Source organism: Paenibacillus sp. FSL R7-0198, from assembly GCF_038000415.1.
Taxonomy (GTDB): Bacteria; Bacillota; Bacilli; order Paenibacillales; family Paenibacillaceae; genus Paenibacillus.
Map to the genome: position 1 here is coordinate 3,834,739 of NZ_JBBOCB010000001.1, position 15,190 is coordinate 3,849,928.

The 15,190-nt window shown below is 48.4% G+C and carries 14 protein-coding genes; all 14 read left to right on the plus strand.

Features of this window, described 5'->3' with window-relative positions:
* Nucleotides 1-6: 6 nt before the first annotated feature.
* The gene (ppaX, locus tag MKY87_RS16595) at nt 7-663 is read left to right on the plus strand and encodes a pyrophosphatase PpaX (RefSeq protein WP_211083888.1); all 657 of its coding nucleotides are present in this window, start codon (nt 7-9) and stop codon (nt 661-663) included.
* Nucleotides 660-1,202, plus strand: coding sequence for an acyltransferase (locus MKY87_RS16600; RefSeq protein WP_340965425.1), 543 nt, complete (start codon nt 660-662; stop codon nt 1,200-1,202). Before ppaX ends, MKY87_RS16600 begins: the two co-directional genes overlap by 4 nt.
* 389 nt (nt 1,203-1,591) lie before the next feature.
* The gene (locus MKY87_RS16605) at nt 1,592-2,791 is read left to right on the plus strand and encodes an ATP phosphoribosyltransferase regulatory subunit (protein WP_340965427.1); all 1,200 of its coding nucleotides are present in this window, start codon (nt 1,592-1,594) and stop codon (nt 2,789-2,791) included.
* 1 nt (nt 2,792) lies between these two features.
* Entirely contained in the window at nt 2,793-3,452 is a 660-nt protein-coding gene (gene hisG / locus MKY87_RS16610; protein WP_062837770.1) for an ATP phosphoribosyltransferase, read from the plus strand.
* Nucleotides 3,453-3,607: 155 nt separating this feature from the next.
* A complete protein-coding gene (hisD, locus tag MKY87_RS16615) occupies nt 3,608-4,912 on the plus strand; it encodes a histidinol dehydrogenase (protein ID WP_340967463.1) in 1,305 nt (434 codons plus the stop codon).
* Entirely contained in the window at nt 4,905-5,534 is a 630-nt protein-coding gene (hisB, locus tag MKY87_RS16620) for an imidazoleglycerol-phosphate dehydratase HisB (RefSeq protein ID WP_315939114.1), read from the plus strand. The genes hisD and hisB overlap by 8 nt, the downstream gene beginning before the upstream one ends.
* A 3-nt stretch (nt 5,535-5,537) precedes the next feature.
* Nucleotides 5,538-6,164, plus strand: a complete 627-nt coding sequence (hisH, locus tag MKY87_RS16625) for an imidazole glycerol phosphate synthase subunit HisH (protein WP_105602314.1) — start codon at nt 5,538-5,540, stop codon at nt 6,162-6,164.
* A 62-nt stretch (nt 6,165-6,226) separates the two neighbouring features.
* The gene (gene hisA / locus MKY87_RS16630) at nt 6,227-6,961 is read left to right on the plus strand and encodes a 1-(5-phosphoribosyl)-5-[(5-phosphoribosylamino)methylideneamino]imidazole-4-carboxamide isomerase (RefSeq protein ID WP_340965429.1); all 735 of its coding nucleotides are present in this window, start codon (nt 6,227-6,229) and stop codon (nt 6,959-6,961) included.
* Between the two features lie 30 nt (nt 6,962-6,991).
* Nucleotides 6,992-7,753, plus strand: a complete 762-nt coding sequence (hisF, locus tag MKY87_RS16635; protein WP_253429021.1) for an imidazole glycerol phosphate synthase subunit HisF — start codon at nt 6,992-6,994, stop codon at nt 7,751-7,753.
* Nucleotide 7,754: 1 nt separating this feature from the next.
* Nucleotides 7,755-8,480 carry a bifunctional phosphoribosyl-AMP cyclohydrolase/phosphoribosyl-ATP diphosphatase HisIE gene (hisIE, locus tag MKY87_RS16640; protein WP_340967465.1) on the plus strand — a complete coding sequence of 242 codons (726 nt, stop codon included), beginning with the start codon at nt 7,755-7,757 and terminating at the stop codon, nt 8,478-8,480.
* A 12-nt stretch (nt 8,481-8,492) separates the two neighbouring features.
* Entirely contained in the window at nt 8,493-9,317 is an 825-nt protein-coding gene (gene hisJ, locus MKY87_RS16645) for a histidinol-phosphatase HisJ (protein ID WP_340965431.1), read from the plus strand.
* Nucleotides 9,318-9,581: 264 nt separating this feature from the next.
* Nucleotides 9,582-10,529, plus strand: a complete 948-nt coding sequence (locus MKY87_RS16650) for a ribose-phosphate diphosphokinase (RefSeq protein WP_036616184.1) — start codon at nt 9,582-9,584, stop codon at nt 10,527-10,529.
* 254 nt (nt 10,530-10,783) lie between these two features.
* Nucleotides 10,784-13,045: a helix-turn-helix domain-containing protein gene (locus tag MKY87_RS16655; protein ID WP_340965432.1), complete on the plus strand. Its 2,262-nt coding sequence runs from the start codon at nt 10,784-10,786 to the stop codon at nt 13,043-13,045.
* A gap of 447 nt (nt 13,046-13,492) precedes the next feature.
* The gene (locus MKY87_RS16660; protein ID WP_340965434.1) at nt 13,493-15,094 is read left to right on the plus strand and encodes an extracellular solute-binding protein; all 1,602 of its coding nucleotides are present in this window, start codon (nt 13,493-13,495) and stop codon (nt 15,092-15,094) included.
* Nucleotides 15,095-15,190 lie beyond the last annotated feature (96 nt).

Genomic DNA, 15,190 nt, shown 5'->3' on the forward strand with positions numbered 1-15,190 from the left:
TGCAACATGATTGACACGGTATTGTTTGATCTGGACGGAACGATTATTGATACCAATGAGCTGATTATCAGCTCATTCCAGCATGTCATGGGGGGATGGGAACATTCAGCTCCATGGACACGGGAACAGATCATTCCGCATATGGGTGGCACACTGGAGCAGCAAATGCGTACCTTCTCTGGTCAGGAGGAAGTCTCCGAGTACGTGAAAGGTTATCGTGCCTATAATGACATCCATCATGAAGCGATGGTTAGACCTTTTCCACATGTCATTGAGGTAGTAGAGGCGCTTCATCAGGCTGGCATTGTGATGGGTGTAGTCACAACCAAAATTCGTCCATCTACATTAAAGGTGCTAGAACGTTTTGACCTACTGAAATATATGAAGACGATTGTAACCGTGACCGATGTGACGAATCCGAAGCCACATGCTGAGCCTGTATTAAAAGCTATGACGGAACTGGGTGCAGATCCTGCTAAAACGTTGATGGTAGGTGACAGTCCGGTGGATATTCAATCGGCTCAAAATGCGGGTGCACTCTCGGCTGGGGTTGCATGGTCTCTTAAAGGGGAAACAATCCTGAATGGATATGGACCCGATCATATGCTGCATGACATGAGAGACTTGTTGAAACTCATCCGTGTTGAAACGGGACGTTCATGAGAAAAGTAACCCGCTATCCGGTAGAGGACCAGAATGCACTTTGGCATATCTACAAGACAGTGAGTCCGTGGAAGGGCGTTCGTAATTTTATCTGGATCCAGTTGTCACGCTACTGTCCAATCCTATCGGTGAAGAACTGGATTTATCGCCGAATGCTGGGCATGAAGGTGGGAAAACACACAGCCTTTGGCCTGATGGTGATGGTGGATGTGTTTTTTCCGGAGAAAATAACGGTCGGCGAAAACTCGGTCATCGGTTACAACACAACAATTCTCGCTCATGAGTATCTCATTAAGGAGTACAGGCTCGGCGAGGTCATTATCGGGGAAAATGTACTGATTGGTGCCAATACAACGATTCTGCCTGGGGTAACCATAGGGGATGGAGCGGTTGTAGCTGCTGGAGCAGTCGTACATAAGGATGTTGCACCAGGAGCTTTTGTTGGAGGTAATCCACTGCGTGATTTATCCCGTGCCGCGGCTTCTAAGGAAGAGACTGTCTTTAATACGGATGATTCTTCTCAGGGTAGTGTGCATTAAGTCAATAACGTAATGAAAGAAGATGGGTTGAAGTAAAAAGCTGCTTATGGCAGCTTTTTTCGTATATAAATACCGATTGGCGAGGGTAACGGTGTGTATATAAAACGATATGCCTATCCAAGGGCAATCAAGCTTCGGTATTGTTGACGGTAGTGCGGATTTCATGTTATCATATCCCATATCCTTTAGTTTGTTAGCACTTTACCATGTGAAAGTATTATTGAAGAAATTAAACGTGATAAAGGTTGAACTAAACCAATAGATGAAGGATTTTGCAGCAATACGTTGATTCAGGGTTACAAGATAGAATGGGGATTTACACTACATAAATCCTGTTGATATAGAACGAGTACCACTCTTAAATTACTGACTCGGGGTGAATAATACCAATGTCCAAACCAAAAGGATTTGAAAAACCAACCGGATTTCGCGACTATACACCACATGTAGTATCCAAGCTGCGGACGATTGAACGCAATGTACTGGAATGTATGGAACGCTGGGGTTACCGCCAGATCATCACACCAACGATTGAATATTACGACACGGTAGGTGTGGCAAGCTCTACATCGGATCGCAAATTATTTAAATTGCTAAACAGCCGGGGAACCACGCTGGTGCTCCGATCGGATCTAACGGCTCCGATTGCACGTGTCGTTTCGTCCATGCTCAAAGATGAGCAGTTGCCGCTGCGTCTGTCCTATCATGCGAACGTATTTCGCTCTATTGAAGAGGAAGCTGGGCGTGAAGCGGAGTTCTTCCAGACAGGCGTGGAGTTGGTTGGAGACGACTCACCTGAGGCGGATGCAGAAGTTGTTGCGCTTGCGATTGCCTCTTTGCAGGCAGCGGGCGTGTCTTCTTTTAAAATAGCGATCGGCCATATGGGATTCCTGAACGGATTACTGGAGGAAGTCATTCCAGGCCAGACAACGGAGCAGGAGCAATTGAAGGAAGGGCTGCTCGGACGTGATTATGTCGGCTATCGCCAGTCCATCGAAGCATTGAACCTGGAACCCAAGTTGAAAGAACAGCTCGAAGCGATCCTGCGTCTGCGCGGTGGCAAGGAAGTATGCACACATGCGGTAGAGCTAAGTTCAAGCGCTGAAGCAGCAAAGTCGATTGCACATCTGTGTGCCGTATTCGAAGTGTTGGAAGCGTACGGTGTATCCGAACATGTGCTGATTGATCTGACGATGATCGGGGATTTCTCCTATTATACGGGCATGACGTTTGAAGGATACGCAGCAGAACTGGGATCTCCGGTATGTAGCGGCGGGCGGTATGACAATCTGTTACAACAATTCGGGCGTTCGTTGCCAGCTACAGGGTTTGCACTGAAAACCAACCGGATTATTGATGGCGTTCACGGTATTACCATTGAAGAGAAAAAACCGATACTTATCCAATATAGCCCGAAACGTCGGGCCGAGGCACTAACGGAAGCGGCAAGATTACGCAGTCTGGGACAAAATGTAGTGACACTCCTTCTTCCTGAAGACGGGGCTGGAGCAAGTGCTGTATCTGCTGGAGCAACAACCGTTCAGGCTGAGCAGGTTATTACTTACGGATCTGAAGAAGGAGGACGCTGAGATGTCGGATATTCTGAAGGTGGCCATGCCGAAGGGCCGAATCTATAAAAAAGCCTCCAAATTGTTCCGCGAAGCGGGGCTGGATATTCCAGAAGACGTGGATGATACACGCAGATTGGTCATTGAAGTACCGGAAGCGGGAATGGAATTCATCATGGCGAAGCCAGTAGATGTTCCAACGTACGTGGAGTACGGTGTTGCTGATATCGGAATTGTTGGTAAAGACGTGCTGCTGGAGGAAAATCGGGATGTGTACGAACTGTTGAATCTGGGAATCGCCCAGTGCCGTATGTCTGTGATTGGACTTCCCGACTGGAAGCCAGGCATTCAGCAACGTGTTGCAACGAAGTACCCGAGGATCGCTTCACAGTATTTCCGGGAGCAAGGGCAGCAGGTCGAAGTTATCAAGCTGAATGGTTCCATTGAGCTTGCACCCTTGATTGGTCTGGCAGACCGGATCGTCGATCTGGTGGAGACTGGTCAGACGCTGCGCGAGAACGGATTGGTGGAGATGACAGGCATTCTGGACATCACCAGCCGTCTTATCGCTAATCGAGTAAGTTATCGGATGAAAAATGCACGAATCCAGGCTTTGTGTGATGCACTTCAGCAGGTTATTCCGGCATCGAATGAGATATCGGCGGGAAGCCTTCGGGGATAAATTACTGATATGCAAGGACTGCAAGGTAGCAAGAACGAGAAATAAAGCAACGGAAATAACAAAAAAATGAAACGATAGAAGCAAGAAACGTGAAAAATCAGAATCGAATTGGCCATATAAAGGCAGGCATTACAGAGGATGAGGAGGTTGTACGTATGAAAATTGTACCTGCACGTGAGTTTGATCTGAAGCGGGAAGTGGAGTATGGCACGCCAGAGCAAAATGAAACGGTACGGCGTATTGTCAGCGACATTCGCCGTGAGGGTGATGCGGCACTGCTGCGTTACACGGAGCAGCTGGACCGCACGAAGCTGACGGCCGCGGAATTGCGCGTGCCGCAGGAAGAGCTGCAGGCGGCTTATGCAGCCGTGGAGCCATCCTTTGTGACGGCGATTCGGCAAGCCGCCACCAATATTCGTGCGTTTCACGAGAAGCAGAAACGCAACTCGTGGATGGATTGGCAGCCGGACGGCAGCCTGCTGGGCCAGGTCATCCGACCGCTGAAGCGGGTCGGGGTCTATGTACCTGGTGGTAAAGCAGCGTATCCATCGTCTGTGCTGATGAATGTGATTCCGGCACAAGTGGCAGGCGTGCCGGAGATTGTTCTTGTGACGCCGCCGTCTACGAACGGTGGCGAAGGTATTAACCCGTACATTCTCGTTGCTGCTGCGGAAGCAGGCGTAAGCGAGATGTACCGGGTTGGCGGCGCCCAAGCCATCGCCGCCCTGGCTTACGGCACGGAGAGTATTGCACCGGTCGACAAGATCTGTGGACCGGGCAATATTTACGTGGCGCTCGCGAAGCGCGAAGTGTACGGTGCGGTCGATATCGATAGTATCGCTGGGCCGAGTGAGATTGTGGTACTCGCCGATGATACGGCGAATCCGGTGTATGTCGCCGCGGACCTGTTGTCGCAGGCGGAACATGACGAGATGGCATCGGCCATTCTCGTCACGAATTCGGGCGTGCTGGCGGAAGCCGTGCAGGGCGAAGTACAGCGGCAGCTTGAAGTGTTGCCGCGGCGTGATATCGCTGCTGCTTCGGTGGAACAGTATGGCGCAATTATTGTGGTCGATTCCATCGATGAGGGAATCGACGTGGTGAACCGGCTCGCACCGGAGCATCTGGAGATCATGGTGCAGGAGCCGATGGCTTACGCTGGCCGGATCGAGAATGCCGGCGCGATCTTCCTCGGCCCGTACAGCTCGGAGCCGGTGGGGGATTACTTTGCCGGACCCAATCATATTATTCCGACCAATGGAACTGCGCGATTCAGTTCGCCAGTGGATGTGGATGATTTTATCAAGAAATCGAGTCTGATCTATTATAGTAAAGAAGCGCTGCTGCAGAATGGAGCGGCTATTATAGAGTTGGCCCGTCATGAGGGTCTTGAAGGGCATGCCCGTGCAATCGCTGTAAGGTTAGAACAGGAAGGAAAGGCGGAATCGGATAATGGATAAGCAAAATAATGGTGTTGAACTTGAAAACAAAGGTGCAGTGCGCCAAGCAGAGGTTGACCGCAAAACGAACGAGACCAATATCCAATTGGCCTTTAATGTAGATGGAACAGGACAATCCACGCTTGAAACAGATGTACCGTTCCTGAATCATATGCTGGATCTGTTCACGAAGCACGGACAATTCGACCTGAACGTGCAGGCCCGTGGAGATATTGATATCGACGATCATCACACGGTTGAAGACATCGGAATCTGTCTGGGACAGACGTTGCGAGAAGCGTTGGGTGATAAACGCGGTATTAAGCGTTACGCCAGTGTTTTTGTCCCGATGGACGAGGCACTCGCTCAGGTTATTATTGATGTGAGCAACCGACCTCACTTTGAATACCGTGCAGAATACCCTTCCCAACAGGTAGGCAGTTTCTCCACGGAGCTGGTACATGAATTCTTGTGGAAATTGGCGCTGGAAGCTCGGATTACGTTGCATGTCATTGTGCACTATGGTCAGAATACCCACCACATGATTGAAGCGATCTTTAAGGCATTGGGACGTGCACTGGATGAAGCTACGATGATTGATCCACGTGTAACGGGTGTGCCTTCCACGAAGGGAGTGCTGTAGACGATGGCGATTGCAATTGTCGATTACGGTATGGGTAACCTGCACAGCGTCGGCAAAGCGGTCGAACGTCTTGGCTACGAAGCGCTGGTCACGGGTGACCGGGAAGAGATTCTTGGCGCAGATGGTGTCATTCTGCCAGGCGTAGGTGCTTTTGGTGATGCGATGGTTCATTTGCGGGAGAGTGGACTGGATACGGTGGTGAAAGAAGCCGCTGCCGGGTCCAAGCCACTGCTCGGTATCTGTCTGGGGATGCAGTTGTTGTTCAGCTCAAGTGAAGAGCATGGCGAACATGAGGGACTGGATATATTGCCAGGTAAAGTGGTGCGATTTGCACCAGGAGAACTGAAGGTTCCTCATATGGGATGGAACCGTTTGGAGTTCCTGCACGCGGAGAACCCGCTATTTACGGGGCTTGAGGCAGGTCACGTCTATTTTGTCCATTCCTATCATGCGCTTACTGAAAACAGGGACGATCTGCTGGCGGTAACGGATTACGGACATCCGGTGACAGCCATTGTAGGCAGAGGATCCAACTTCGGCATGCAATTCCACCCGGAGAAAAGTGGAGAGCTCGGTATGAAGCTGCTCGGCAACTTTTTGGCTCTGACAGGAGCACCTGTACAAAGGTAAAACATCATCTCTTCTTAACTATAGAAAGCGTACAAATCTAATTCATATTCAGGAGGCCTTGTATGTCATCTTTTATCCTATATCCGGCGATTGATATCCGGGACGGCAAATGTGTAAGACTGGTGCAGGGAGATTATAATCAGGAGACTGTGTATAACGATGACCCGGTTCAAGTAGCTCTTTCCTGGGAGAAGCAAGGCGGTACATACGTGCATCTGGTGGATCTGGATGGTGCCAAAGCAGGTCATCCTGTTAACGATGAGCTGATCGGGCGGATTGCCTCGGCTGTGAACGTACCTGTTCAGGTGGGCGGCGGACTTCGTACAGTAGCGGATGTAGAGCGTTTGCTGGGTCTGGGTGTTAGCCGGCTGATCATTGGAACAGCAGCCATTGAGGATCGTACTTTTACAGAGGAAGTACTGGGACGTTACGGCGACAAAGTGGCAATTGGCATCGACGCTCGTAATGGTTATGTGGCAACCCGCGGATGGCTTGAAACATCGGAAGTACAGGCAGAGGTGCTCGCGAAGGAATTGGCGGCGTATGGGGCAGAAACGTTTATCTTTACGGATATTTCCCGTGATGGTATGATGCAGGGTCCTAATGTTGAAGCGATTGTATCTCTGGCCAAGGCAAGCGGACGGACGGTTATTGCTTCCGGTGGTGTGAGTGTAATGGATGATCTGCTTCGTCTGAGTCGTCACGCCGATGATGGTGTTGGTGGAGCAATCGTGGGTAAAGCACTGTATACGGGAAGCATCGATCTGTCTGAAGCGGTACGTGCGGTAAATAAGTAAGGGATATTCGGGTAGAGAGGAAGAGGTAGCATGCTGGCAAAAAGAATCATCCCCTGTCTGGACGTGAAGGACGGCCGGGTCGTCAAAGGCGTCAACTTCGTCAATCTCCGCGATGCGGGTGATCCGGTAGAGCTGGCGGCGCTATATGACCGCGAGGGCGCGGACGAATTGGTATTTCTCGATATCTCTGCTTCGGTAGAAGGTCGCGAAACGATGGAAGAAGTCGTGCGGCAGACGGCTGGCGAGATCGCCATTCCCTTTACGGTAGGTGGTGGCATCTCCAAGGTGGAGGACATGAAGCGGATTCTCCGTGCAGGAGCGGATAAAATTGCAGTGAATACAGCCGCAGTACTTAATCCGCAGTTGATTGCCGATGGTGCACGTCGCTTTGGCTCGCAGTGTATCGTGGTAGCGATCGATGCCAAGTATAACGATGCTTGGGGCGAGTGGGAGGTCTATACACATGGTGGACGGAAACCCTCCGGTATCAAGGCGTTGGAATGGGTTAAACAGGCTGAGAGCTTGGGCGCGGGAGAGATTCTGCTAACCAGTATGGACGCGGACGGAACAAAAGACGGCTTCGATCTGAAGCTGACGGCAGCTGTATCCGAATCTGTGCGTATTCCGGTCATCGCATCGGGCGGTGCGGGCAAGGAATCACATTTCTATGATGTATTCACCACAGGCAAAGCGGATGCAGGTCTGGCCGCAACGATTTTCCATTACAAAGAAATCGCCGTACCGGCGTTAAAACAACATTTGAGAGAACAAGGGGTGGAGATCCGTGACTAAAGTGAGCGATGAAATCAAGGAAAAGTTGTCCTTGGAACAGGTTGTGGAACACATTCGTTGGAGTGATGGTTTGGTTCCTGCCATTGTGCAGGACGTGGATACTCGGGAAGTCTTAATGATGGCTTATATGAATCGCGAATCTCTGAAGTTGTCGCTTGAATCCGGTGAAACCTGGTTCTGGTCACGCTCGCGCCAAGAGCTGTGGCATAAAGGGGCAACATCTGGCAACGTGCAGACCATTACTTCCCTAAAATATGATTGTGACGGTGATACCTTGTTGGTTGAGGTCAAACCGAACGGTCCCGCTTGCCATACAGGGGCGGTAACTTGTTTCCATAATGAGATCATTGGATTGCCAGAGAATTCGACAGACAAGGCTCCGGATGAAGCGGGTGCGGCATCTGTTTCTGCAAGTTCCGGTTCCGAAAGTCGCTTTGAGGTATTGGCTGAACTGGAATCCGTTATTGCAGAGCGTGAACGGGAACGCCCTGAGGGTGCATACACAACGTATTTGTTTGATAAAGGTGTAGACAAAATATTGAAAAAAATCGGTGAAGAAGCATCCGAAACGATCATCGCCGCCAAAAATAAAGATAATGACGAGCTTCGTCTGGAAGTCAGTGACCTGATGTATCACCTGCTCGTCCTGTTACAAGAGCGCAAGCTGCCACTGGACGACATTATGTCAGAGCTGAGCCGCCGTCATGAACGGCCTCGCCGAGATTAGGAGGCGAGTTTCGTGCGTATAGACTATCATACACACCATGAGCGGTGTGGACATGCCGTTGGCAAACTGGAAGAGTACGTGCAGCGTGGTGTGGAGATCGGACTATCCCAGATTGGATTGTCCGATCACATGCCATTGTTGCATGTCGATCCGGCTCAATATTATCCGGAAATGGCGATGCCTATGGATGAGTTGCCGCGTTATGTAGAGGAGTGTTTCTCCCTGAAAGAACGTTACCGTGGGCAGATTGACGTACGTGTTGGTCTGGAAGGTGACTATATTGAAGGCTGGGAAACAGAGATTCGTGCGATCATTGAGCGTTATCCATGGGACTATGTGATTGGCTCCGTTCATTTCCTCGGGGAATGGGACATTACGGATTTCCGCCAGACCCATCACTGGGAGGGCAAAGGCATCCTTGAAGTATATCGTCAGTACTATGATGCTGTAAGCAAGGCAGCTGCCACGGGCATGTACGATATTATGGGCCATACGGATGTCATTAAACGGTTTGGCTATGTTCCTTCAGAGGAGCAGACAGACGAACGTATCTCACTGGAGAACGCAGCGCTACAGGCAATTGCCAAAAGCGGCTGCGCCATGGAGCTGAATGCTTCCGGATTATCGAAGCCTTGTGCCGAGATGTTCCCTAGTCGCAGAATGCTGACGGAAGCCATTCGATTGGGCATTCCATTAACCATGGGTTCTGATGCACATGACCCACTGAAGTTGGGGGATTATTTGCCGGAAGCTGAAGCACTTTTACATGAGTTGGGCTGTACGGAAGTCGCTGTTTTTGAAGGCCGTCAGCGCTCGTTCATTCCTTTAAATGTATAAGCCAGTGGAGTATAATGAGGGTAGGAAATAACCTTTTAGAGGTAGTTCAAAAAGTCCGCCTTTGATTACGAAGGATGCCTAATGGCATCTTCAGCATCGAAGCTGGAATTCAGTCGAAATGTCCGTTGCTCACGTAGTTTTGCCTACGCTCCGCTACTCCATTTCTAGCTTTATCCCATCTTCTCGGTACTGAAAACCGGACTTTTTGAACACTCGCTTTTAGATAAGGGATTATATAGGGACTTCAACCCTCGGGAGGGCATTATGCAGCATTCGTTACGTATTTTTTCCGGTTCATCGAACCCTAAGCTGGCAGAACAGGTATGTGACAAGCTGGGAGTACAACTGGGCAAGATCAAGCTGTCCAGGTTCAAAAGCGGAGAAATATACGTTCATTATGAAGAAACGATCCGTAATTGTGATGTGTTTCTGGTACAGTCGTTGTCTCATCCGATCAATGAGCTATTTGTCGAGCTGTTGGTGATGATTGATGCCGCAAAGAGGGCTTCAGCACGCACTGTGAACATCATTGTTCCGTATTATGGCTATGCTCGTCAAGAGCGCAAATCCGCTCCACGGGAGCCGATCTCGGCCAAGATGGTCGCAGATGTATTAACTACGGCTGGCGCCAATCGAGTGGTAACGATTGACCTGCACGCAGCGGCCATTCAGGGCTTCTTCAACATTCCAGTTGATCACATGACATCGCTCGATCTGATTAGTGATTATTTGTTAAGCAAAGGGATTGAGAACCCTGTCGTGGTCTCCCCTGATGCGGGACGAGCATCGATGGCAGAGAAGCTGGCTAATCGTCTGGATTCCCCATTTGCCATTATGATCAAGAAACGTCCAAGCCATAATGAATCAGTAATTACCCATGTCATTGGTGATGTAGAAGGACGGACACCGATTATTATTGAGGATCTGATCGACACCGGAACAACCATTTTGAATGTGGTGGAAGGGTTGAAGGAACGCGGGTCCAAAAATGTATATGTATGTGCAACACACGGATTGTTCTCAGATGGGGCAGTAAGTAAATTGAATCACCCGTCAATTGAAGAGGTGGTAGTTACGGACTCGATCGCACTGCCAGATGACCACCCTGAATGCTTCAAAGTGTTACCTGTTGCGCCAATGCTGGCTCGCGCCGTGCGCATTATTGTGGATGGTGGCTCCATGGCCACATTGTTTAAGGATTCTGGCATTTAGAGCATCGAGGATATAACGGTGTGTGGCCAGATGAACAGTTCCGTGTCTGAGTTGTTGTCTGCTCAGCACGGTTTTTTTGTTTTGGCTCTTGGAATTCAATTCTTGCATTGCTGCTCAGAGGCTTGTGCTATAATAACATAAAATCAGTTATGATAACGTTATCATATAGTATTCAGCCCCTAAGGTGAGATGGATGCTGAACAGTAGAACCACGGCTGAGAACATTGGCATCGTGGAGTGAGGAGTGGGGTCTATTGTCTCGTAATTGGTACTACCGGTTACTGTTCTCGTATTTCCCAATTTTTTTTCTTACGGTGACCATACTCATTTTCATCGCGTTTGTTTTTATCAATGACATTTCTAAAGAGGAAACGAAAAAAGCAGACCGGATCTCCTCCAGTTATATGATAGACACAGTGGATCGCACAATCAGGGATATTGAATTATCCATCCTGGAAACGGTACAGAGTCAGCAGGCATACAAACTCTATTTTAATAATACCAACCTGGCCAGCTCGGACACGGTGTATGCAATTGCGCAGAATTTACGTGAGCTAACCAATTCGTCCTCATGGATTCAATCCATCTATCTATATGACAAGCGAAATAAACATGTTCTGACCATAAGTGGTTCCAGAGAAGCAGAAAGTTTCTCGGATAAGGCATGGATTGATCAGATGGCTACCGGATCTATCGGTTCAGGCTGGCAGCCAGTTCGGGAATTCGATACGGGCTCTGTTCAACGTACCCCTATTCGTGTATTGACCGTGAACAAGGATATGCCTTTGCCTTTTGGCTCTCAGGGCACATTGGTCATTAATATCAAGATGAGCAGCATTGAACAAAGTGTAGATAGTATGGTTAATGGTCAGCTCTCATTCCTGACGATTACGGATCGTGACGGTAAGGTTGTGTATAATGCACACTCGGACCAAGAAGGCTCGATAGATGGTCAGGAACTGAACAAGCTGCCACTAGAAAGACTAGGCTGGACAATATCCAGTGGAATCAAGGCCGGCAACTTATTTGGCTGGGTATCTGTCGTGTCTTATGTATGGGTAATCATTGCGATTGTGACTGTCATCTGTGCGATTGTGTATATCGTGTATATTACTCGTCGTAACTATAAACCCATTCAGATTATCATGAACCGGATCGAGTCTCATCAGATTCGGGCGTTTGAGCACTCGGGTGCTCGCACGGATGAGATGAAGATGATTGACGGTGTGCTTGAGAATCTGATTAATCACATGATGGATTATGACAAGAAAAGCAGGGAAAATGTACTCATGCAGCGTAGCAAGTTGTTCAATGCCCTATTGCATGGTGAACACATCGAAAATGCAGCAGAGCAATTAAAAGAGCTCTCTCCACTGAATGACGTGCATGACTCCTCGCGCTTTGTCGTTGTCGTTGGAGAGATTAACCGTTATGAGAAGGGGTTTCAGGAGAGGTACACAAGAGGTGAACAAAATACGCTGAAGTTTGCCTTGATGAACGTTTTGCAAGAACTGTCACGTAATACGGGAGTACAATGCTGGACGGAATGGATTAGTGTAGATCAGATTGCAATCCTTTTCGTGTTCAAAGAACAGAGTGATAACAACATAGACATGTCTGGTCAGATTCGTGTTGTAGCTGAGGAATGCAAATCTTGGGTGGAACAAAATCTACGCATTTCCTTAAGCTTTGGTATTGGACCTATTGCTCAGGGAATCGGTGCGATACGCAATTCCTATGCGGCAGCAGAAGCGGTAATGCAACGCAAACTATTGATGAATGGAGATGTCGGCCAAGCCGACTGCGGTGAACCACAGCATCCTTTGCTGGATACCTATACTTATCTACAGATGATTGCGGACTTTGTTAAGCGGTTCCGGATGTCGAGTGGACAGTGGCGGGAACAGTTGGAGGAGATCTTTACAGCATTTGAACAGAACAAACTGCCAGATGACGAGATTCGTTCTCTGATTCAGGCGATGTTACAGATGCTCAGCCGAGAGGTGGCCATGATGTCGGAAGGACTCCAGGAAGAGCTGTCCGAAGACAACATCAATAGATGGTTGAGTGCTGTGGAAGAGGCAGAGACGCTTACGGATGTGAAGAGTCTTCTGTTCGATGGTCTGACGGACTTATTCAGAACGTATGTGGCGGTAACGGAAACCAAGAGTTACAAAGCCATGGTTAACGAAATGAAAAATTATATCGAAGAACAGTTTGCGAATCCTGATCTTTCATTGAAACATCTCAGCGACCGATTCCAGATTACGGGCAAACATGCGAGTTATTTGTTCAAGACAGAATTCAACATGAAGTTTGTTGATTTTGTTACGGAGCTTCGCATGAAGGAGACGGAGCAGCTTCTGCTCAATACGGATTACTCTCTGCAGGATATTGCCCTGAAGGTTGGATATGCAAATGGAATTACGTTGGGACGTGTATTTAAACGGGTAACGGGCATTACACCAGGAGATTATCGTCGTTTGAAACGAGAACATCGAGAACCCGAAGAGTAACGCAATGATGATCATATTCTGAGATCTGTACATCAGGATAGCACAGGGTGAATTTCATGCAGTCACTTTCCACCAGGAGAGCAGGCTTGCAGAGGTTCGCCCTGTTTTTGGTTGAACAGTTCTCTGCTACGTGAGATCGATGCAACTGTTTTCGCAGGATAACAAGCTAATATTCCTGTTTTTCCCCGTATGCGAATATAGGCAGTGTGTGAAAATGGTTTATCCGAATGGGGACAGGCAGTTCCGAGTCGTGAGGCGTTTAGAGCCATCACAGCCTAGGGCAGCGCGGCTTTGGGAAAATAATCAGTCTGCGAAAATGGGCTTAGCATATAAACCATAATCCGCTTGTAAGCGCTTCCGAAACTGGTTTATTGCAGGACAACGGAAAAATGTGAAATACTCTGGGCAAGCTTTAAACATTCACGCAAAGCCAAAGGGGATGACAAAATGACAAGAAAAGCAACCAAAGGGAGTCTGAAGAAATGGATGGGTTTGGCGCTTACGATGGTAATGGGCGTTTCTTTACTTGCGGGATGCTCATCAGCATCAGAAGAATCAGCTGAAGGCGGAACATCAGGCAATGGTGAGCGCGTTACCTTAAAGGTGGAGATTTTCGACCGTGGTAACAGCCCTTCGCCGTACACAATTACGAACAACTATCTATCTAAAATGATTCAGGAGAAGTTCGGTGATCCCAACAATATTGATGTACAGTTTGTACCCGTTCAGCGTTCTGAGGAAGTTACCAAGCTGAATGTCCTGATGGCTAGTAATACGGATGTCCCTGATATTGTCTTTGTTTATGACTCAAGCGTGTTTTATCGATATGCCCAACAAGGTGGACTGACTGATGTTGGTGAGCTGATTGAACAGCACGGTCCAAACCTGAAGAAGTTCCTGGGCGAAGATACTTTGAAGTTCGGGCAAGTAGAAGGACAACAATTTGCTGTTCCGGGTAAACGTGCTATCACAGGCCGATACAGCTCTTACATTCGTCAGGATTGGCTCGATAAGCTGGGATTGCCAGCACCGAAGACCACGGATGAATTATATACAACTTTGAAAGCGTTCAAGGATAAAGATCCTGGTGGTCTCGGAAGCAAAAACATTCCAATGGGTATGGCTCTTGCACCGGCTCAATTCGAAACGCTCATCTACTCATTCATCAAGCCTGTTAGTGGCGACCTGACTTACGGTCAACGGTATGAGTTGCCGCTGCATGAAGGATTCAAAGAATCGATGCAGTTCCTGAACAAATTGTACAACGAAGGTTTGATCAGCAAAGATTTCAGTTTGGATGAAGACAAAACGCAGTTAGGTAAAGACATTCAAAACGGTAACGTAGGTTACTGGTCTGAAGATGTGGATGCCATGTTCTACGGAGATGGAACACTGGATAATTTAACCAAGAACGTGAGTGGCAGCAAAGTGTTGCCGGTGGATGTATACACTAATCCAAATGCAGACAACAAACACATCAAGTCACGCTACGGAACAAATGGTATGTACATTATGATTCCGAAGAGCAGCAAACGTTCTGTCGAAGCGATCAAATATCTCGACTGGATGGCATCTGACAACAATCTGATTGATATCTACAGTGGTGTGGAAGGCGAGAACTATGATCTGGTAGACGGCATTCCAGTTGTGAAGGAAGATGCATCCCAAGAAGCGCAGGATCGCCTGTTCAATGCAGGGGATACAGCAATTATCTCCAACGGTAAAAACATCGGTGATCAGGCAACGAATGAAAAAGCATGGATTCTGGGCTTCCCGCAGAATAACCAGGAGCTCCTGAAACAATCCATTGATATTGCCAACACCGATACAGTGGGACCGATTATCTTCGATAAACCGATTGAAGCAGAGATGAAGTACAGCACAGCTCTCAAAGATAAATTGAACGTCATTATTGTAAAAACAGCGATGGCTAAGCCAGCAGATTTCGATGCGGTGTATGAGAAAGAAATGGCTGATTTCATGTCGCTCGGTGGTACTGAACTGAAAAAAGAACTTGAAGAAGCAGTTCAAGCACTCCCTGCAAACTAACTAGCTCTACACTTTAAGATCAAAGACAGATATGCATGTTACCGTATAACTTTGGAAGGGACGTGTGCCGCCGGCTTGGCGGCACAGCCGTTTCTT